Raw genomic sequence first — 19,041 nt, 5'->3', positions numbered from 1 at the left:
CAATCACATCCTGAGGCTGTTTGTCCCTGAGGCTGTTTGCTCCATGGCCGGGACCTTCTGTCTTCTGTGTCGCCGGGTTCCGAATCGAGCCGTTCGGTCACACTCCTGTGTGCCGAGGTAGGTAGCCCCCTTCTTCTCCCGGGGAAGGGGCGACTCGTTCTCTGCCGGGGGGATGCCGTCTGCTTTTTGTCGGCAGGCAGCTCTTTGGGATGGGCTGTACAGAGTGGAGAGGAATAAAAAAAAGCACCAACGCACGTTGATGCTTTTTATAGAATGAAGCAGTTTGTTTTAATGGAAATGATTCAATTTTTTGTTGTTGTTCTAATTTTGGGGTTATTATCTTATTCTCAGAACCTTCCCTTCACGCAGGATAGCGTTTCGTTTGATTCCGTTCAGTTTGCATAATTGGTTGATGGAGACACCGTATTTGCTGGCTATTCTCGACAGCGAGTCGCCTTTGCGTACGCGGTACGACACATATTTGGCACCGTTGTTGGTCCCTTTGTTTCTGCTGTTTTTGTATTTCCCGTATCCCAGACTGCTGGCCAACTCTTTGGGGTTGAAGGTGTAGGTATCGGTGTGGGGTACCTGGTTTACAAAGTCGAATATCTTGTTGGGGTTGATGTCCATACCCAGGTAGCGAGTCTCGAAGTGGAGGTGCGGACCGGTAGAGCGGCCGGTGTTTCCACCCAGGGCGATGGGGTCGCCCACTTTGACGATTTGGTCGGGCTCCACCAGGAATTTGGAGAGGTGACCGTAGATGGTCTCGAGACCGTTGTTGTGTCGGATGATGACGTAGTAGCCATAGCCGCGGCGCTCGTAGCGGGTGAGCCGTACCTTGCCCGAGAAGGCGGCACGCACCGTATCGCCGATATGGAGCGAGAGGTCTACGCCCCGGTGCATGCGACGGCGACGCCAGCCGTAGTTCGAGGTGATGTGGCTGATGATGGGCATGCAATATTCCGATACGTCGATGGTTTCGGTTTCGGGCAGTTTTTCGATAGGAACTTTATAGGGGTTTACCCACGTCTGATCCCAGTTGTCGCCATATACATCCGACCCGGGGAACTCCTCTTCCTCCTCTTCGAGCATCTCGAGCAAGGCAATCGAGTCGACCAGATTGATGGACTTGTGAATGTTCTGCTGACCGGCGATGAGGTCTTGATGCAGTTTGGAGTGTTGTTGAGTAGAGAGATTCCTATTGTGTTGGGCATTGAGTGTGCCTAACGAGAATGCAAGCAGCAGTGGGAGGATACAATGTTTTATTTTTCCGAAATACATTTTAATTTGTTTCTGGCCCGAGCCAAGTCCTAAAAAAATAGAGAGTCAAAAAAGACTTCCAGTAATCTAAACTATGATATGGGTGTGCTTTTTTCAAACGCACTCTTCAAAGATAATGATTTTTGGGGAGAAGTGTTCTGGGTGGTTAACAAAATTTAGTCTCCCTCTATGGGGTGATGGTAGATTTTACGTATTATCTATTTGATTTATAATAAATTATGAATAATATGTTTTACAACATAAAACCCCTTATTTTACATTAGCTAATCAATCCCCAGTTTTTTTGTCTTTCGAAGATCCGGCTCAACTCTTTTCGTACGATATAATTTTCAGGATGTTCCAGTCGTTCGTCGCTGTCGAGCAGCGCGTTGGCTTCGTCGCGAGCCGCCTGCAAGATTTGGCCGTCTTTGGCCAGGTTGGCAATTTGCAGGTTGAAGGCGATGCCGCTCTGTTGGGTTCCCTCCATATCGCCGGGCCCGCGCATCTGCATGTCGGCTTCGGCAATGCGGAATCCGTCGTTGGTCTCGGTCATCAGTTCGAGCCGTTTGCGGGTATCCTGGTTTATTTTGTACGAGGTCATCAGTATGCAGTACGACTGCTCGGCTCCGCGGCCTACACGGCCTCGTAACTGGTGCAGCTGGGCCAGTCCGAACCGCTCGGCATTCTCGATAATCATGACCGAGGCGTTGGGTACATTCACCCCCACTTCGATGACGGTTGTGGCTACCATGATTTGCGCCTCGCCCGAGACGAACCGCTGCATCTGCTCCTCCTTCTCGGCTGCCTTCATCTTGCCGTGAACCATGCACACCCGGTACTCGGGGAACACCTCGCGTATGTGGTCGTAGCCCTCCTCGAGGTTTTTCAGGTCGCTCTTCTCGCTCTCCTGGATGAGGGGGTAGACGATATAGGCCTGCCGACCTATCTGCAACTGCTTGCGCAGGGCGGCATAGAGTTGGCCTCGCTTGCTGTCGTATTGGAGCAGGGTCTGTATGGGTTTGCGGCCGGGGGGCAGCTGGTCGATGACCGATACGTCGAGGTCGCCGTAGACCGTCATGGCCAGGGTGCGGGGGATAGGGGTGGCCGTCATCACCAGAATGTGGGGCGGCGTGGTGTTCTTGTGCCAGAGGCGGGAGCGCTGTTCTACGCCGAACCGGTGCTGCTCGTCGATGACGACAAAGCCCAGGTTGGCGAAGTGGACCGTATCTTCGAGCAGGGCATGGGTGCCGATGAGCAGGTTGACCTCGCCGGTGAGCAGCCCCTCGAGAATGGGGGCCCTCCGCTTCTTGGTGACCGACCCGGTGAGCAGCTCGATGCGCACCCCCAGAGGCTCGACCATCGTTTTCAGCCCCTCGTAGTGCTGGGTGGCCAGTATCTCGGTGGGGGCCATCAGGCAAGCCTGGTAGCCGTTGTCGACGGCGATAAGCATGCTCATGAGGGCCACCAGGGTTTTGCCGCTGCCCACGTCGCCTTGCAGCAGCCGGTTCATCTGCCGGCCGCTGCCCATGTCGGCCCGTATCTCTTTGATGACCCGCTTTTGGGCTTGGGTGAGCTCAAAGGGAAGTATGTGGTGGTAGAAGTTGTTGAAGCAGTCGCCGATGTGGTCGAACCGGAATCCGCCCAGTTTCTGGTTGCGCAGCCGGGTGTATCGCAGGATGTGGAGCTGCAGATAGAAGAGCTCTTCGAATTTGAGCCGCATCTCGGCCCGGCGCAGGTGGCCGACCGATATGGGGAAATGGATGTTGCGCAGGGCATCGGTAATCCCCATCAGTTGCATGTGGGCGATGACGGGGGCGGGCAAGGTTTCGGGCAGTGGGGCCTGTATGCTGGTTAGCAGGGTGTAGACCATCTTTTGTAGCGCCTTGGAGTTGAGAAAGGCGTTCTTCATTTTCTCGGTCGTGTTGTAGTAGCCTTGCAGACCGGTGGTGTTGTCGATGCGGTCGTCGATGGGGTCGAGCTCGGGGTGGGCAATGTTGAATTTCCCGTTGAAGAGGGTAGGCCGTCCGAACAGGGTATACTCCGTGCCCGGCTTGTATCGCTCGGTGATGTAGCGGATGCCCTTGAACCATACCAGCTCGATTACCCCTGTGCCATCGGAAAACAGGGCGGTGAGACGTCGACGGGCACCCTCGCCGTGGGTATTGTACGAGACGATGCGTCCCCGCAGTTGGATGTAGGGCATGGAGCCGTCAATCTCGCTTATCTTGTAGGTTTTGCTGCGGTCGATGTATTTGTAGGGGTAGTAGTGGAGCAGATCGAGATAGGTATGTATCTCCAGCTCCTTGTTGAGGAGGTCGGCCCGTTTGGGCCCGACTCCGGGCAGGTATTTTATATCGAGTTTGGCGAGGTCGGTCATCGGGCGAGCAGAATTTCGGCCAAAGCCAGGTCTATGGGTAGGGTTATCTTCAGATTCTCGCGGTTGCCCTCGACCAGGCGGGGAGCGTATCCAGCCGCCTCGTAGACCGAGGCATCGTCGGTGAAGGTCTCGCGATAGGGTTGGTCATAGGCCTCTTTGATTTCGTGGCAGCGGAAGGTCTGCGGGGTTTGTACGGCCACGAAGCGGCTGCGGTCCACCGCCTGGCTCGAACCGTCGGGGCCCAGTTGCCGCAGCGAGTCGGTGAGCGGTAGGGTAGGTATGGCACCGCCATACTCTTGTGCCGTAGCGAAGCAACGCTCGATAACGGTGTGGGCGACCAGCGGGCGCACTCCGTCGTGAATGGCCACGAGCCCCTCGTCGGGGAGCAGGGCCAACCCGTTGCGCACCGAGTGGAAGCGGGTTTCTCCACCCGAGGCGATGCGGTGGGGAATGTCGATATGGAACTCTTGACATAGCGCCTTCCAATATGCCTGCTGCGAGGCGGGGAGTACGACCACCAACTCTATCGTGGGGTCGAAGCGGTAGAAGTTGTCGAGCGTATGGGCCAATATGGGTTTCCCGGCCAGACGCAAAAACTGTTTGGGCAGCTCGCTGCCCATGCGAGTACCTTTGCCGCCGGCTACTATGATGGCATATCGTTTCATCGATGACACTGCTGGATGGTTCATGTTTACAAATATAGGGCTTTATTTTGGCTTGACGAAATAAAAAACGGAGGGAGCCGTAACTCCCTCCGTTTATGGTTTGAGTGATAAGTCGTATCAGAGTCTTACCTTGGCACGTTTCACGCTGCCGGCCGTTTGAACCTCGACGATGTAAACGCCCTTGAGGTTGTCGGCGTTGATTACGGCCGATTCGGTGGCCGGACTTTCGGTGATGCAGAGGCTACCGCTCATCGAGTATACCTTAACCAGCTCGATGGGGCTGCCGGCTTCGATGCGGATATTGCCCGAGCGGTCGGTAAATATCTTCGTGGCAGCTTCGGCGGTGTGGTCGATACTGGTGATGATGGTCAGCTCGAAGTTCTGTTCGATCTCTTCGCCCTCTTCAACCAAAACGATTACTCCGTCTACGGCGGTGTACTGGTCTTTCGTCACACTCATTTCATACTCTTTGCCCGGTTGCAGTACGGCTATGCTGTAAGCACCGCTGGCATCGGTAGTGGCCGAGTAGATAACCTCGCCCGATTGCATCGTAACCGTAGCGCCTTCGATGGGTTCGTCATTGTCGGCGCGGGTAACTATACCGTGAACGATGGGAGCCTCGGTAGCCAGACCCAGTTCTACCGTCATGATGTTTGCTTTGTAGCCGGGTGTGTACGAGCCGTTGGTCCAGGCATCCATGTAGTCGGCCGACGTGTTGCCGTCGAACGAGTAGTATTTCATCGATCTGATGTTACCGGCCGACAGGAAGAATTGGGCTTTGTCTCGCGAGGCGTATGCCGTGGAGTCGATTGAAACGATGAGGCTCATGTTGCCACCGTTGTAGGTGATGGGCGTTTCGGGGTGCATTTCGAAATAGAGAGGAGCCTCCTGGCTGCCGCCTACTTCGAATCGCAGGTCGACTCCGATGTGCGAAAGGCCTTCGATGTCGGCTGCCGACATCTTGTCGGTGGTCAGTTCGGTCTTGTCGGTGTTGCCGATCCATACGTTTACTCTATAGCCTTGTACGGTTGCATCGGTAGCAATGTAGGGCAGATTGACGGTTTCAATCACATCGCCTTCGGTCAGACCATTGAGCAAATCGGGGGTATAGAGCGTTTCGAAGAGCAAGTGCTTGTAGTAGGTTGCCGATGTAGGGGTAGACAAGTCGCCTATCATGATGGACGATATCAGCGATTCTTCGGCTACGTTTACCGTGATGGTATCGGTCGAAGTCACCGTGCCGTTGTAGTTCAGCAAGGCATAGATTTGGGCTTCGCCTACGGTATGAGGAGTCCACGAGCATTTATAGCTCTTGGTGTCGCCCAGTACCATGGCTTCTACTTCGTAGCTGCCGATGGTTTCGTCGCCGTTCATCAGGTCGATCGAGTAGCTGTCGGCTGTTTCACCTTCGGTACCCAGGCAGGCCAGGTCGATGGTAAACTCTTGCGCGTAGTTGACCATACCCTTGGCTGCACCCGAGAAGCCCTTGATGTCGATACGATGTTCCTGATAAACCACTTGCGGGCCATATACCATATCGAGGTAAGTCCTCTTGCTGGCAAATGCCAGGTAGTAGTCGCCTTCTGTAAAGTCATCGGGCATGTAGACGGCCATTTTCTCCCAGTTGTTCCAATACGAAGCGTAGATGGCAATCGATTTCAGGAGCGACCAGTTCTTTCCGTCGGCCGAGTAGAGCAGTTCTGTGCCATAGCCCGAAGAGCTTGCGGCTTTAATCGAGAATGCGATGGAGTCGCCGGCTGCCAGGTGGAGCAGCGGGGTCACGAGTGTATCGGGTTCGGTGCTCGTAACGGCTGCACAAGCCTTCCCTTCGTAGGGCGAGCTGGTGCTCTTGCTCCATTGACCTTGTTTTACATCCCACAGGATGGGCGGGAATACATCGCCTTCGAACGACTCGAGCAAAGTGGTTGCGGCCAGCATGGTACCCGATACGGCAAATTTCGTGTTGCCTATACCGTCGTGCTCTACGGCAATGCTGTCGGCGTAGTGTCCCGGGGCTGCATCGAAGGTGATCTGAATCGTATCGGAGCCGCTGCTGGGAATGACGATAGGCAATTCGGCCTGTACCGTGAATGCCGAGTTCTCAGGGGCCGTGAAGCTCGAGATGGTGAGGGCGCCGTTGTTGCTGCTGTTCTTGATGACGTAGTCGAGAGTCATGGCTTTGTTGGTCATGCCAAAGACCAGTTCAGGCAAAGAGGCTGAGCCCTTGTTGGGTCTGATGGTCAGGTTGTTTCCTGTTTGCATTACAACGAAGTGCGTGTTCTCTACACCGTTGGCGATTACATTGAACATGAGTTTGCTGATCTCGTCGTCGCATTCGATGAGCATGTAGCCGCTGATGGTCTTCTCTTCGTTGGTAGCAATGGCCGGGCCGGGTATTACGTTGTCCTCGTAGAGTGTATACTCGTCACCGTTCTGGATATAGGTCTTGTACGAAACACCTTCGACGGGAGCGTTGTTCTCATCGACCAGTTGGGTGGTGAAGTTGTAGCTTCCGGCCTCGATAGCCTGGGTACCGATATTCTTGAACGTAAACTGTATGGTATTGTCGGTAGCCTTTTCTTCACCGGCATACAGCGACATCCAACTGCTCGGACGGTTGAGCGAGTTTTTCTGCAGTTGTATACCTTTGGTAATCTCTTGGTGTGCGAATGCCATGAAGTTGTCGAGATAAGAGTTGCTTATCAGGAAAGCGATACGCGAACCTTCGGGCACATCTTCGAGGATAATAGGTGTCCAATTGGTCGTGCTGGCTCCCAGTTCGATAGCGCTCTTGTTGCCGGTAGCATCGACGATATAGGCTTCGAAGATGGACGATGCCGAGTAAACTTTCTTGAAGTCGAAAGTGACTTTACCCGAAACGACGGGCGAGTAGATGGTGTCGAGCGATGAGGTGTCGCCCCAGTAGTCTACGGCGGCAGTCAGTACGTTCGACCCGTCTTCACCGACTCCGGTCTTGATCGAGTAGGTGGTCTCGTTTCCGTCGGCGGCAATAACCCATTCGGCGGGCAGGTTGGTCGAGTTGTCAAAGGTTTCGTAGTACGAAGTGGCCGGGTAGGTTTCGGCAGCCAAGGGGATGGTATCGTTACCGCCGTTGGTCATGATGTAAAGGTTGTCGGTAAACTGGCCGATTTCGTCGTTGGAGAAGTTGACGGTGAAGGTCTTTTGCTCGTTGAACGGAATAGTGCCAGTCTCGGGCGAAACCGAGAAGGGAGAGTTTTCGTTGTCCATCGAGAAGGATACTTCCAGTTCGTTGGTACCTACGTTGGAGAGGGTAAATTCTTGCGAAGCTGTTTCGCCGGCTTTTACAAAGCCCAGATTTATCGACTCGGTCGTATTGCCCAGTCGCGGGGTGTTGGGCAACAGTTCGATTTTGAGGTTGTCGATAGCGTTGGGATTTCCGTATTCCTGAATGGCTTCGATGATAACGAAGAAATCTTTCCCGGCATATTCGGCGGGGATGTTTACCTCTACGGGGTACATTGTCTCCAAACTTATTTCGCTACCTGCATATCTCTTGGCATGGAGTATGGGATCGACCAGCGTGGGGACGGTGTTGTCGCTGTTAATGACTATGTTTCCGTCGCTGTCGTAGTTGTAAATATCAGCTACCTCGTTGACATATACTTTGAATCCTTCGTTCTCTTTACTGGAGCCACTGGCACGACGCATGTAGAACGAGATTTTGGCGCTGCGGTCGGCTGCAAAAGTCAGTTTGGGGCTTATCAGCAGGGCGGTACTTGTAGCTCGGGCGTCGTTGGCTTGCAGCGATTTTCCGTCGCACACATAGGCGCTGGTCGTACAGATACTCCAAGAGGTCGCGGTACTGCCCGTGGCATATCCGTTTTTCAAAGTCCAGGATCCCAGGCCCATATTAGGCTCATTGGCATCAAGCTCGTTGAAGTCTTCGAAGATGGGAGCATCGTCGGTAATGACAAATGTCCACTGTGCGTTTTCTGCATCGTCCTCAAACCCACAAGAGTAGGGGTAGGTCTGTGCATGAGTGATTGGTATAAATCCTAATAAACTCATTACCAAACCAATGCAGGTGAGTAGGTAAGATTTTTTCATAATTAAAACTTATTAGTGAAGATTTATATAAAAAGTGATGTCTTATTTTGTATTTTGCAAATATAGAAAAATAATTGAAAAAATGATATGTAAAAGCTGATTTTTTAGTCGAAATGTAGCTTTTTATCTATTTTGTGCAATAAATATCTATTTCAGGTTTTTTTAGATTCTCCTTCGGCAGGGAAGCGGTAGCACGGAAGGCGGGTCGTTGAGAACGGCAGATTACGACAGGGGCAGACCGTAGCCCGACGGTCTCTATACAGGCAGCGGGTCGATGACTCCTGTATAATATATTATTGTAGATCGAGCGGTTTCTGCCGTCGTGCTATCGCAGGGTGGGCGGCGCGATAGGTTTGGGTGTAGACTAAATGGTTGGTTGACAGAATGGTATGAAAAATAAAAAAAGAGCTTTTTCTCAAAAGCTCTTCCTTTATAGGTTTTCAATAGGTATTAATTTTTTTAAGGTAAAAAAGATTGTTTTAGGTTATTGACACAAAGGACAACTTTTTTTTGCAGATACGCAAACAAAAAAATATGTTTTATAATATGGTTTTTTAATCACTTTTGAGATTTTTGGGGTTGTAAATTGTTGTTAAATAATTGATTGGGATTAAATTCTTTACTTCTCTTTGAATGTGTAAAAAATATTAAAATAGATATTTTGACATCATTTTTGCCTCATTCTTCGATGTAATCATACAAATTTAAACCCGTTTCATCGAATACTGCATAGGATGGATTTTTAATCCAGTCGCCCAAGATGACGATGCGGCTTTGCTGGGGCAGAGCCAAGTCGAGCAGGATGTGCCGGTGGCCGAAGATGAAGCAGTCGATGGGGTGCTCTTTGCGGTACTCTTTGGCAAAGCACACCAAGTGTTCGTTCTTCTCGCCCCGATACTCGGCATAGTCGTCGCCGGCCTTGCGGCTGTGGGCCGACCAACGCAGGGCAAAAGCTACGGTCCACCGTGGGTGTATGGCGGCGTAGAGGCGTTGGCAGAACCGATTGCGGAAGATGCTGCGCAGCAGCCGGAACGAACGGTCGCGATGCCCCACGTTGTCGCCGTGCGAGAGGAAAAAACGCTTTCCGCCAATCTCGGTGATGAGGGTACCGTCGTGTATGGTGATGCCCAACTCGTGGGGCAGGTAGTCGAAAATCCAGATGTCGTGGTTGCCGATGAACCAGTGTATGTCGACACCACTGTCGCTCAGCTCGGCCAGCTTGCCGAAGAAGCGGGTGAAGCCGCGAGGCACTACGTAGCGGTACTCGTACCAGTAGTCGAGTATGTCGCCCAGCAGGTAGAGGGTACCGGCATCGGCCTTGATGCTGTCGAGCCATCGCACGATGCGACGTTCGTATTCCACGGGATTCTCGATGTATCGGGCTCCCAGGTGAAAATCAGAAGCAAAATAGGTTTTAGTCCCGGGCATAGGCAATACGGTTTACAGAAGTCCGAGCTCGAGTTTGGCCTCTTCGCTCATCATGTCCTTGTCCCATTCGGGTTCGAATACGAGTTGAATGTCGACGCTCTTTACATTTTCGATACTCTCGAGTTTCATGCGCACATCCTCGATGATGAAGTCGGCCGCCGGGCAGTTGGGGGCGGTGAGTGTCATCGCTATCTTCACGGCGCCGTCGTTTACCTCGATGTCATAGACGAGCCCCAGGTCGTATATGTTGACCGGAATCTCGGGATCGTAGACGGTTTTCAGCATCTTTACGATCTCTTCTTCGATGGTCGGTTTGTTGTCTGTGATATCCATAAGTCGAAGTCTTGTTTTTTTCGATTGTCGAAGATACGCTATTTTTTCCGATACCCGATGCGTGGCTGTAATTTTTTGTATTTCTTGTCGATTTCTGCTTCAATTTTGTGATTTTAATATATTTTATTTTATCTTTGTGCAAATAGCAGTCTGGAAATGGGTTATACTGTCGTAGTCCCCGAGACTGAATTAGAAACCAATAAAAAGAGATTATGAAAAAGACAATTTTCTGTGTAGCCCTGGTTGCTGCGCTGTTTTTGGCAATTCCGGCCAATGCCCAATTCAAGATTGGTCCCAAGGTGGGTGTGAACATCTCTACGCTTTCGCTGGGTGGAGATTTGTCGAAGAACTTCAAGTCGAGCAATGTCTCGAGCTTTACGGGCGGTGTCATGGCCGAGTTTATGGTGCCCATCATCGGGGTGGGTATCGATGCCAGTGTGATGTATACCCGCAAGGGCTCTGACCTGAAAGAGATTACTACGGAATCTACTGCAAAGCAACACACCGATTATGTAGAGATTCCTGTCAACTTGAAATACAAATTCTCGTTGCCGGTCGTAGGGTCGTTCATGTCGCCCTTTGTCTATGCCGGTCCCAGCTTTGCCTTCCGGGTAGGCGACAACTTTGCCGACCAGTACAAGAACAAGAGCTTCGAGACGGCCATCAACGTAGGTATCGGCCTCGAGTTCTTCAGCCACTTGCAGATTGCCGGCCAGTATGGCTGGGGATTGGGCAAGGCTATGGAGTTTGAGAACGACGTACTCAACTCGACCTTGAATGGTAAGAGCCGTGCCTGGACCGTGACGGCTGCCTACCTCTTCTAAACGAAACGATATTTGATGCTGTATAAGCGGGGCTGGGAGCGAGACTCCCGGTCCCGCTCTTTTTTTGCCGTTTTCCCGCTTGTCTCGACACTCATTTTATGCTATCTTTGCTCATGGGAAGAGAGGCGTCGCGGCAGGAGGCTCGGGCACGTTTGGGCCTTGTGCATACGCCTTTCGCTACCTGCATACAGATTATACTGTTCGGGGGCAGCCCGAAAAAGAACCGCTTTAGATTATGAACACATTTGCCGACGTCGTCTTACCGCTACCGTTGTATAAATATTTTACCTATCGGGTACCTGCCGATTGGCAGACCTCGCTGCAACCGGGCAGTCGGGTGGTGGTGCCTTTTGGCCGCAAGAAGTACTACACGGCTATTGTGGCACGGCTGCACGATGTCATGCCCCAGGGTTACGAGGTGAAAGAGATTCTTTCGATTCTCGACGACCGTCCGGTATTGCGACGGCCGCAGTTGCGGTTCTGGGAGTGGATTGCCGACTATTACCTCTGCTCGGTGGGCGATGTCTACAAGGCGGCTCTGCCCTCGGGGTTGAAGCTCGAGAGCGAGACGGTCGTGACGCTGAATGCCGAGTTCGAAGAGCCCGACGACGACCGGCTGAAGGAGCGCGAGTGGATGCTGCTGGCGGCTCTGGGAAAGAGGTCGCGCATGACCGTGCAGGAGCTCGAGAAGGAGAGCGGCATGCACAACATATTGCCCGTGTTGCGGCGTCTGTTGGAGCGCGAAGCGGTGTTCGTTTCGGAGCAAATCAAGGCACACTACCGTCCCAAGACCGAGACCTACATACGCCTCGCCTTTGCCCCGGGCGACGAGGTGGCTCTGCGCAGTGCCTTCGAGCGGGTGAAGCAGGCCAAGAAGCAGGAGGTAATGCTCCTCTCGTTTCTCGATTTGTCGCTCTTCATGCAGAAGGGCAAACTGCGCGAGGTTTCGCGCAAGGCGTTGCTCGACCGTTCGGGTGTCTCGTCGGCCGTGCTGGGGGCAATGGTCGAGAAGGGAATTTTCGAAGTATATAAAAAAGAGATAAGCCGTTTCGATACGGCCACATTCACCGAGGGCGAGATAGCCCCGCTGAGCGAGTTGCAGCAGATGGCCTGCAACCAGATAGTCGAGTCGTTCAGGGAGCACGACGTCACGTTGCTGCACGGGGTCACCTCGAGCGGGAAGACCGAGATTTATGCCCACCTCATTCAACGGGTGCTGGCCGAGGGGCGGCAGGTGCTCTATCTGGTGCCCGAGATAGCTCTCACTACCCAGTTGACCAACCGGCTGCGCAAGATGTTCGGCGACAAGCTGGTGATCTATCACTCCAAGTTCTCGGACAACGAGCGGGTGGAGATATGGAATACTCTGCTCGACAGTCGCGAGCCCCGGCTTGTGCTGGGGGTGCGCTCGTCTATTTTTCTTCCCTTTGCCGACCTGGGGCTGGTGATTGTCGATGAGGAGCACGAGACCTCGTACAAGCAGTACGACCCGGCTCCCCGCTACCATGCCCGCAACGCCGCCATCGTGCTGGCTTCGATGCACGGTGCCAAAACCCTGCTGGGTACGGCTACTCCGGCCATCGAGACCTATTTCAATGCCCGGCAGGGCAAGTATGGGCTGGTGGAGCTGAAGAAGCGCTTCAACGATGTGGAGCTGCCCGAGATTATCCCGGTCGACGTCAAGGAGATGCGCAAGAAAAACCGCATGCAGGGGAACTTCACGCCCGAGCTGCTCAACCGCATGCAGCACGCCTTGCAGGCCGGCGAGCAGGTCATTCTGTTTCAGAACCGCCGGGGGTTTGCCCCCATGGTCGAGTGCAAGCAGTGTGCCTGGGTGCCCAAGTGCGAACATTGCGACGTGAGCCTCACCTATCACAAACGGTACAACCAGCTTACCTGCCACTATTGCGGCTATACCTACGAGATACCCAAGGTGTGCCCCGCCTGCGGACAGCCTACCATCGGGGTGATGGGTTTCGGTACCGAGCGCATCGAAGAGGATGTGGCCCGGCTTTTTCCCGAGGTACCGGTGTCGCGCATGGACCTGGACACCACCCGTTCGCGCAACGCCTACGAGCAGATTATCGACGACTTCTCGAAAGGGAAGAACAAGATTCTCATCGGCACGCAGATGATTACCAAGGGGCTGGACTTCGACCGGGTGAGCGTGGTGGGCATCTTGAGTGCTGACCAGATGATGAATTTCCCCGACTTCCGGGCCCACGAGCGGGCTTTCCAGATGATGGAGCAGGTGTCGGGCCGGGCCGGGCGTAAGAACAAGAAGGGGGTGGTGGTGCTGCAGACCTCCGACCCCTCGTCGCCTCTGATTCAGCAGGTCATTGCCCACGACTACGAGGGCATGTACAACCGGCAGTTGGCCGAACGCAAGGCTTTCTCCTATCCCCCTTATACCCGGTTGATATACATCTACCTGAAGCATCGCGACGAGACCCTCTTGCAGGAGCTTGCCGTGCGCTATACCACGGCGTTGCGCGAGGTTTTCGGCAGCCGGGTGCTGGGCCCCGACAATCCGCCGGTCGCCCGCATCCAGTCGCTCTATATCCGCAAGGTGGTGTTGAAGATGGAACTGGCGGCCTCGATGTCGCGGGTGAAGGAGATTTTGCGGCAGGTCTATGAAAACATGCTGGTCGACGACCGTTTCAAGTCGCTGCTGCTCTACTACGATGTAGACCCTCTTTGATGGAAATCTATGTGAAACATCAATTATAATCAACCATGAAACGTGGAATTTTATTCATTGCATTGTGCTGTTTGATGCCGGCATTGGTGTGGTCGGCAAACGAGTTAAAGTATGTCGATGCCGGTAGTCTCACTCTGGTGGGCAAGGCGATGCCTACTCCTGCGAATATTTATCATCGGGTCGACATAGAAAAGTATGGCAATATGCCGAAACGGGTGGAAAAGTTGTTTACCTATCCGGCCGGCCTGAGCATCTGTTTCAAGACCAACAGCTCTAAGGTGGTTGCCCGCTGGACAACCCGGAGCAAAGGGGTAATGGGGAATATGACACCGATAGCTCATAGGGGGCTCGATCTCTATATGTATAGCGACGAAGGTTGGATTCCGGCCGGAGTAGGAACCCCCGCAGCCGGGAAGACGCAACACGAGAGTCGGCTGGTAGCCAATCTGAAACCGGGAGAACATCGGTTTCTGCTCTACCTCCCCTTGTTCGATGAACTGACGTCGCTCGAGATAGGTGTCGATTCGGCTTCGGTCATCACAGCCGATTCTTCGCCTTTCCGCCACAGGGTACTCATCTACGGGTCGAGTATTCTGCACGGGGCTTGTGCCAGTCGTGCGGGGTTGGCCTATCCGGCCCGTATGGCGCGCAATACAGGTATTAATTTTAATAATTTCGGATTGAGCGGTAGCGGCAAGATGGAGGCTACCGTAGCCGATATGATAAAAGATGTCGAGGCCGATGCCTTCGTGCTGGACTGTATGCCCAATCCTTCGCCCGAGGAGATTACCGAGCGTACCCAATATTTGGTAAAGACAATACGCAAGCATCACCCGGGTGTACCTGTTATTATGATTGAAACCTATATGCGTGAGGGCGGGTATAGCGACCAACAGGTGTACGACCGTTGCACTCGTCAAGGCAAGGCCTTTGTCGAGCAATATGAACTGTTGAAGAAGCAAGGGGTAGAAGACCTCTATCTTATTCGTGACAATCGTGCCATCGGTACCGATCACGAGGGGTCGTCCGATGGTATTCACCCCAACGATTTGGGCTTCGACCGACTGGTACAGCAGTACCAGCCCCAGATTATGAAGATATTGAAACGATACGGCATCCGGTAGTATCTTGCCGGTTCCGTGATAACGACAAAGGCTCGGGGACAATTCCCCGAGCCTTTGTCGTATGAGTATGGGACGCGCCTGTTATCGACGGGCCAGAGCCTTTTCGATACCCTCGACTACCAGCGGTTCCATGATTTTGTAGCCGTCGATGGTGGGGTGCACGCCGTCTCGTCCGTAGGCGTCGTTCAGTCCCTTCTGGTCGTCGACGAGCGGTGTGTAGAAGTCGACATAGACAATCCGGTTAGCCTCGGCATAGGCTTTTATCTGTCGGTTCAGTTCGATAATCGTGTCGGCTGGTTTCACGTCGGGAGCCCAGCCGTAGCGGTTGGCGGGGAGCACCGAGCAGAGCACCACCTCGATGTCATTGGCCTGGGCCAACTGTACCATCGATTCGATGTTGTCCATAATCATCTCGACACTCGAGGGGCCCGTGTTGCCGGCAATGTCGTTGGTACCGGCCAGAATAACTACCGCCTTGGGCGAGAGGTCGATGACATCCTGACGGAAGCGCAGCAGCATCTGCGGCGAAGTCTGTCCGCTGATTCCCCGGCCCAGGTAGTTGTGGCTGGTGAAGAACTCGGGGTCCATCGAAGCCCAGTTTTGCGTGATGGAGTTACCCATGAATACCACCCAGCTCTTTTGGGCGTCGGAGGGGTCGTTGCGACGGGCCTCGAGGTTGGTCTGGTTGTCGCTGCGGTAGCGGTTGAGGTTGGGCCAGTCCTGGGCGGCGCACTCGGTGGCACAGGTGCCGGCCAGCAGCAGGGCCGACAGGAAAAGTTTAGCACTTGTTTTCATAAGACTTTTGTGAATTAAGTTGCACCACTACTCGGGTAGAAGCGCAACAGGGTAAATAATAAAGAATGTGTAACGGTTTAATGTGCCAAGGCCTGTTGGATAGACTTGACTACCAGAGGTTCGATGAGCTTGTACCCTTCGAGCGAGGGGTGAGCCGTGTCGATGCGGTAGGCCTCGTTCAGCCCTTTCTGGTCGTCGACGAGTACCGAGTAGTAGTCGGCAAAGGGGATGTGATGGGCATCGGCGTAGGCCTTGATTTGTCGGTTCAGCTCGATAAGCAGGTCGGCCGGCTTCAGCTCGGGTATCCAGTAGAAGTGGTTCGAGGGGAGCACCGAGCAGAGCACCACCTCGATGCCGTTGGCCCGGGCCAACTCAACCATCGACTTGATGTTGTCCATAATCATCTCGATGCTCGAGGGGCCGGTGTTGCCGGCAATATCGTTGGCGCCGCCCAGAATGACGACCGCTTTCGGTTTGAGATCGATGACATCCTGACGGAAACGCAGCAGCATCTGCGGGGTGGTTTGGCCGTTGATACCTCGCCCCACAAAGTGGTTGTCGGTAAAGAAGTCGGGGTCTTTTTCGGTCCAGCCCTGGGTACCCGAGTCGCCCATGAAGACCACCCACGCCGTCTGGGCATCGTTGGGGTCGTTCTGTCGGGCCTCCATGAGGGTATGGTTGGCTTCGCGGTAGCAGTTGAGGTTGGGCCAGTCCTGGGCTGCACACTCCGGGGCGAAGGCTCCGGCCAGCAACAGGGCCGATACAAGAAGTTTAGCACTTGTTTTCATGGTGATGTAAATGAAAAGTACACTCCCGCAAGTGGGGAGTGTACCGAATGTGAATGAATAAAAGTCAATCGATTAGTAGGCGAAGATGGGATAGTCCTTCATCATGCCGTTTACCTTCTCGCGAACGGCTTTGATGACCGTTTCGCTTTCGGGGTTGGAGAGCACGGTGTCGATGAGTTCGACAATCTCGAGCATCATATCCTCTTTGGCACCGCGGGTAGTGATGGCCGGTGTACCTACACGGATACCCGAGGTCTGGAACGGCGAGCGGCTGTCAAACGGAACCATGTTCTTGTTGACCGTGATGTCGGCCTGAACCAGAGCCTTCTCGGCCACCTTGCCCGTCAGTTCGGGGAACTTGGTGCGCAGGTCGATGAGCATGCAGTGGTTGTCGGTACCGTTCGAGATAATCTTGTATCCCTTGTCCATGAAGGCTTGAGCCATGACGGCGGCATTCTTCTTCACCTGAGTCTGATAGTCGACATACTCGGGTTGCAGGGCCTCGCCGAAGGCTACGGCTTTGGCGGCAATCACGTGTTCGAGCGGGCCGCCCTGTACGCCGGGGAATACAGCCGAGTCGAGCAGAGCCGACATCTTCTTGATTTCGCCTTTGGGCGTCTTTTTGCCCCAGGGGTTGTCGAAGTCTTTGCCCATAAGGATGATACCGCCGCGGGGACCGCGCAGGGTCTTGTGAGTGGTCGAGGTGACGATGTGGGCATACTTGAGCGGATTCTCGAGCAGACCGGCGGCGATGAGGCCGGCGGGGTGAGCCATATCGACCATGAAGATGGCGCCGATTTCGTCGGCAATCTTACGCATGCGGGCGTAGTCCCATTCGCGCGAGTAGGCCGATGCACCGCCGATAATCAGTTTCGGACGCTCGCGCAGAGCCACCTCTTCCATCATATCGTAGTCGACATAACCGGTATCTTCTTTCACGCTGTATTCGAGCGGGTGGAACATCAGGCCCGAGAAGTTCACGGGGCTTCCGTGCGACAGGTGACCGCCGTGCGAGAGGTTCAGCCCCAGGAACTTGTCGCCCGGGTTGAGCACGGCCATGAATACGGCCATGTTGGCTTGGGCTCCCGAGTGCGGTTGCACGTTGGCCCACTCGGCGTTGAACAGCTTTTTGAGCCGGTCGATAGCCACTTGCTCGCTCTGGTCTACCACCTCGCAACCGCCGTAATAACGCTTGCCGGGATACCCTTCGGCGTATTTGTTGGTCAGGCACGAGCCCATGGCTTGCATCACTTGTTCGCTGACGAAGTTTTCAGAGGCAATCAATTCGATACCTTTACGTTGTCGTTGATTCTCTTTTTCGATAATGTCGAAAATGATGTTGTCTCTTTTCATGTTGGTTTTGTGTTAGTGTATTTTTACCATAAATATCCTATTGAAATGCTCAACTCGTTGACGGCCCGCGAGAGCTTTACCTGCCCCACCTGCGAGTCGTCGAGGTCGATTTTGAACGATTGGTCTTTCGAGTTTCCTATGCAGTAGGCATACCGAAAGTCGATGTACAGGTGGCCGATGGTGGTACTCAGTCCGCCCACGGCGTAGAACGAGAAGCTGTTGGGCTTGTCGTCGTAGACCAGATTGCGCGATGTCGTGCCGTTGACATCGATCTGGCTGGTTTCGTTGCAGATGTACGAGACGCGCGGTCCGGCAAAGAGGTTCATCAGGAAGGGCCCGTGCTTGGTGATGTTGTAGCCGTACAGCACGGGAACATCGATGGCATAGGCCGAGGTGTTGATTTTGCTCAATCCGTAGTCGGGGTTGTACAGCCGGGTGTGCGACTGGTGCATGCCCACCTCGAGTTGGATATAGTTGCGTTTGAAGTTGTACCGCCCGATAAAGGAGCCTGTGAGTCCCAGACTCGATTCGGAGTCCGATTCGTCTATCTGGGTGCCGTCGAGGCTCATGTGACGTATGTCGACCAGGGGAGCGTTCACTCCCAGCCGTACGCCCCAGTTGAACCGTTTGCTCACGTTCAGCTCCTTCACCTGCGCTTGTGCGGCAAAGGTGAGCGAGAGTGCGATACAGATAGCAGTGGCCAGTCTCTTCATGCGCGTGTATTTGTCTATTTGTTTTTCTTTTGTACCGACCAGCCGAACTTGCCTATCTCGCGACCCATCTCGTAGTAGTGCCCGTGCGAGTAGACCAGCAGGTTGGCCTTCTGCATGTCGAAGGCGCCGGTCGAGGGGTCGATGTAGCGGTCGTCGGCCAGCAGGTTGACGACGTCGGCGATGAACATGTCGTGCGAGCCCAGGCGTACGATTTCGCGGGCCTTGCATTCGATACAGAGGGGCGACTCGTCTACGTAGGGGGCCTGCACGATTTGTGCCTGGCGGGGGGTAAGCCCGGTCTTCTCGAACTTGTTGTAGTCTTTTCCCGAGGTGACGCCGCACCAGTCGGTCGCATGGGCCATCTCGACAGTAGTGAGGTTGATGACAAACTCCATGTTCTTGCGCAGAATCTCGTAGGAGTAGCGCTCGGGACGTATCGACACATAGCACATGGGCGGGTTGGTACATATCGTGCCCACCCAGCTGACGGTAAGCAGGTTGTACTCTTCGGGCGTGCTGCCGCAGCTCACCAGTGCGGCGGGCAGCGGGTAGATGGTGGTCCCGGGTTTCCAGGTCTGTTTCATGGGCCGG

At 54.0% G+C, this 19,041-nt stretch carries 14 protein-coding genes; 3 read left to right on the top strand and 11 right to left on the bottom strand.

Features of this window, described 5'->3' with window-relative positions; genetic code table 11:
* Window positions 1-336: 336 nt before the first annotated feature.
* The 6 genes from ABGT88_RS12925 to ABGT88_RS12900 all read right to left on the bottom strand — a co-directional run bounded on the left by ABGT88_RS12925 (window position 337) and on the right by ABGT88_RS12900 (window position 10,152).
* On the bottom strand, window positions 337-1,281 hold the full coding sequence (locus ABGT88_RS12925) for a M23 family metallopeptidase (RefSeq protein WP_087408909.1): 945 nt from the start codon (window positions 1,279-1,281) through the stop codon (window positions 337-339).
* A 259-nt stretch (window positions 1,282-1,540) separates the two neighbouring features.
* Window positions 1,541-3,637: an ATP-dependent DNA helicase RecG gene (recG, locus tag ABGT88_RS12920; RefSeq protein WP_346702508.1), complete on the bottom strand. Its 2,097-nt coding sequence runs from the start codon at window positions 3,635-3,637 to the stop codon at window positions 1,541-1,543.
* Window positions 3,634-4,302 (bottom strand): 2-C-methyl-D-erythritol 4-phosphate cytidylyltransferase, encoded by a 669-nt coding sequence (locus ABGT88_RS12915; protein WP_346702885.1) that lies wholly within the window; start codon window positions 4,300-4,302, stop codon window positions 3,634-3,636. Before ABGT88_RS12915 ends, recG begins: the two co-directional genes overlap by 4 nt.
* Before the next feature lie 117 nt (window positions 4,303-4,419).
* Window positions 4,420-8,391: a carboxypeptidase regulatory-like domain-containing protein gene (locus ABGT88_RS12910; RefSeq protein ID WP_346702506.1), complete on the bottom strand. Its 3,972-nt coding sequence runs from the start codon at window positions 8,389-8,391 to the stop codon at window positions 4,420-4,422.
* Between the two features lie 678 nt (window positions 8,392-9,069).
* A complete protein-coding gene (locus tag ABGT88_RS12905) occupies window positions 9,070-9,819 on the bottom strand; it encodes a UDP-2,3-diacylglucosamine diphosphatase (protein ID WP_346702504.1) in 750 nt (249 codons plus the stop codon).
* Window positions 9,820-9,831: 12 nt separating this feature from the next.
* Window positions 9,832-10,152 (bottom strand): metal-sulfur cluster assembly factor, encoded by a 321-nt coding sequence (locus tag ABGT88_RS12900; protein WP_087408904.1) that lies wholly within the window; start codon window positions 10,150-10,152, stop codon window positions 9,832-9,834.
* Between the two features lie 212 nt (window positions 10,153-10,364).
* Between ABGT88_RS12900 and ABGT88_RS12895 the strand changes: the two genes are divergently transcribed.
* From ABGT88_RS12895 to ABGT88_RS12885, 3 genes are all read left to right on the top strand, one after another.
* Window positions 10,365-10,976, top strand: a complete 612-nt coding sequence (locus tag ABGT88_RS12895) for a porin family protein (RefSeq protein ID WP_346702501.1) — start codon at window positions 10,365-10,367, stop codon at window positions 10,974-10,976.
* 235 nt (window positions 10,977-11,211) lie between these two features.
* Complete coding sequence (gene priA / locus ABGT88_RS12890; RefSeq protein WP_346702499.1) at window positions 11,212-13,677, top strand: primosomal protein N'; 2,466 nt, start codon at window positions 11,212-11,214, stop codon at window positions 13,675-13,677.
* Between the two features lie 35 nt (window positions 13,678-13,712).
* Window positions 13,713-14,801, top strand: a complete 1,089-nt coding sequence (locus ABGT88_RS12885) for an SGNH/GDSL hydrolase family protein (RefSeq protein WP_346702497.1) — start codon at window positions 13,713-13,715, stop codon at window positions 14,799-14,801.
* An 81-nt stretch (window positions 14,802-14,882) separates the two neighbouring features.
* Here the strand turns inward: ABGT88_RS12885 and ABGT88_RS12880 are convergent, their stop codons facing one another.
* The 5 genes from ABGT88_RS12880 to ABGT88_RS12860 all read right to left on the bottom strand — a co-directional run bounded on the left by ABGT88_RS12880 (window position 14,883) and on the right by ABGT88_RS12860 (window position 19,034).
* Window positions 14,883-15,596 (bottom strand): SGNH/GDSL hydrolase family protein, encoded by a 714-nt coding sequence (locus ABGT88_RS12880; protein ID WP_346702495.1) that lies wholly within the window; start codon window positions 15,594-15,596, stop codon window positions 14,883-14,885.
* A 77-nt stretch (window positions 15,597-15,673) separates the two neighbouring features.
* The gene (locus tag ABGT88_RS12875; RefSeq protein WP_346702493.1) at window positions 15,674-16,384 is read right to left on the bottom strand and encodes an SGNH/GDSL hydrolase family protein; all 711 of its coding nucleotides are present in this window, start codon (window positions 16,382-16,384) and stop codon (window positions 15,674-15,676) included.
* A 72-nt stretch (window positions 16,385-16,456) separates the two neighbouring features.
* Window positions 16,457-17,737, bottom strand: a complete 1,281-nt coding sequence (glyA, locus tag ABGT88_RS12870; protein WP_087408898.1) for a serine hydroxymethyltransferase — start codon at window positions 17,735-17,737, stop codon at window positions 16,457-16,459.
* Window positions 17,738-17,760: 23 nt separating this feature from the next.
* Window positions 17,761-18,450, bottom strand: a complete 690-nt coding sequence (locus ABGT88_RS12865) for a porin family protein (protein WP_087408897.1) — start codon at window positions 18,448-18,450, stop codon at window positions 17,761-17,763.
* 14 nt (window positions 18,451-18,464) lie between these two features.
* Window positions 18,465-19,034, bottom strand: a complete 570-nt coding sequence (locus tag ABGT88_RS12860; protein ID WP_087408896.1) for a flavin reductase family protein — start codon at window positions 19,032-19,034, stop codon at window positions 18,465-18,467.
* Window positions 19,035-19,041 lie beyond the last annotated feature (7 nt).

Origin of the sequence: Barnesiella sp. An22, assembly GCF_963931395.1 — a bacterium.
Lineage (GTDB): Bacteria > Bacteroidota > Bacteroidia > Bacteroidales > Barnesiellaceae > Barnesiella > Barnesiella merdigallinarum.
Note: the sequence above shows the minus strand (reverse complement) of the source record. Positions and strands in the feature narration are given on the sequence as shown.

What these genes read in the sequence shown, in the direction of transcription:
- glyA (WP_087408898.1), bottom strand. Translation starts at nt 17,737, where the DNA reads ATGAAAAGAGACAACATCATTTTCGACATTATCGAAAAAGAGAATCAA.
- ABGT88_RS12875 (WP_346702493.1), bottom strand. Translation starts at nt 16,384, where the DNA reads ATGAAAACAAGTGCTAAACTTCTTGTATCGGCCCTGTTGCTGGCCGGA.
- recG (WP_346702508.1), bottom strand. Translation starts at nt 3,637, where the DNA reads ATGACCGACCTCGCCAAACTCGATATAAAATACCTGCCCGGAGTCGGG.
- ABGT88_RS12860 (WP_087408896.1), bottom strand. Translation starts at nt 19,034, where the DNA reads ATGAAACAGACCTGGAAACCCGGGACCACCATCTACCCGCTGCCCGCC.
- ABGT88_RS12910 (WP_346702506.1), bottom strand. Translation starts at nt 8,391, where the DNA reads ATGAAAAAATCTTACCTACTCACCTGCATTGGTTTGGTAATGAGTTTA.
- ABGT88_RS12895 (WP_346702501.1), top strand. Translation starts at nt 10,365, where the DNA reads ATGAAAAAGACAATTTTCTGTGTAGCCCTGGTTGCTGCGCTGTTTTTG.
- ABGT88_RS12880 (WP_346702495.1), bottom strand. Translation starts at nt 15,596, where the DNA reads ATGAAAACAAGTGCTAAACTTTTCCTGTCGGCCCTGCTGCTGGCCGGC.
- priA (WP_346702499.1), top strand. Translation starts at nt 11,212, where the DNA reads ATGAACACATTTGCCGACGTCGTCTTACCGCTACCGTTGTATAAATAT.
- ABGT88_RS12905 (WP_346702504.1), bottom strand. Translation starts at nt 9,819, where the DNA reads ATGCCCGGGACTAAAACCTATTTTGCTTCTGATTTTCACCTGGGAGCC.
- ABGT88_RS12865 (WP_087408897.1), bottom strand. Translation starts at nt 18,450, where the DNA reads ATGAAGAGACTGGCCACTGCTATCTGTATCGCACTCTCGCTCACCTTT.
- ABGT88_RS12900 (WP_087408904.1), bottom strand. Translation starts at nt 10,152, where the DNA reads ATGGATATCACAGACAACAAACCGACCATCGAAGAAGAGATCGTAAAG.
- ABGT88_RS12885 (WP_346702497.1), top strand. Translation starts at nt 13,713, where the DNA reads ATGAAACGTGGAATTTTATTCATTGCATTGTGCTGTTTGATGCCGGCA.
- ABGT88_RS12925 (WP_087408909.1), bottom strand. Translation starts at nt 1,281, where the DNA reads ATGTATTTCGGAAAAATAAAACATTGTATCCTCCCACTGCTGCTTGCA.
- ABGT88_RS12915 (WP_346702885.1), bottom strand. Translation starts at nt 4,302, where the DNA reads ATGAAACGATATGCCATCATAGTAGCCGGCGGCAAAGGTACTCGCATG.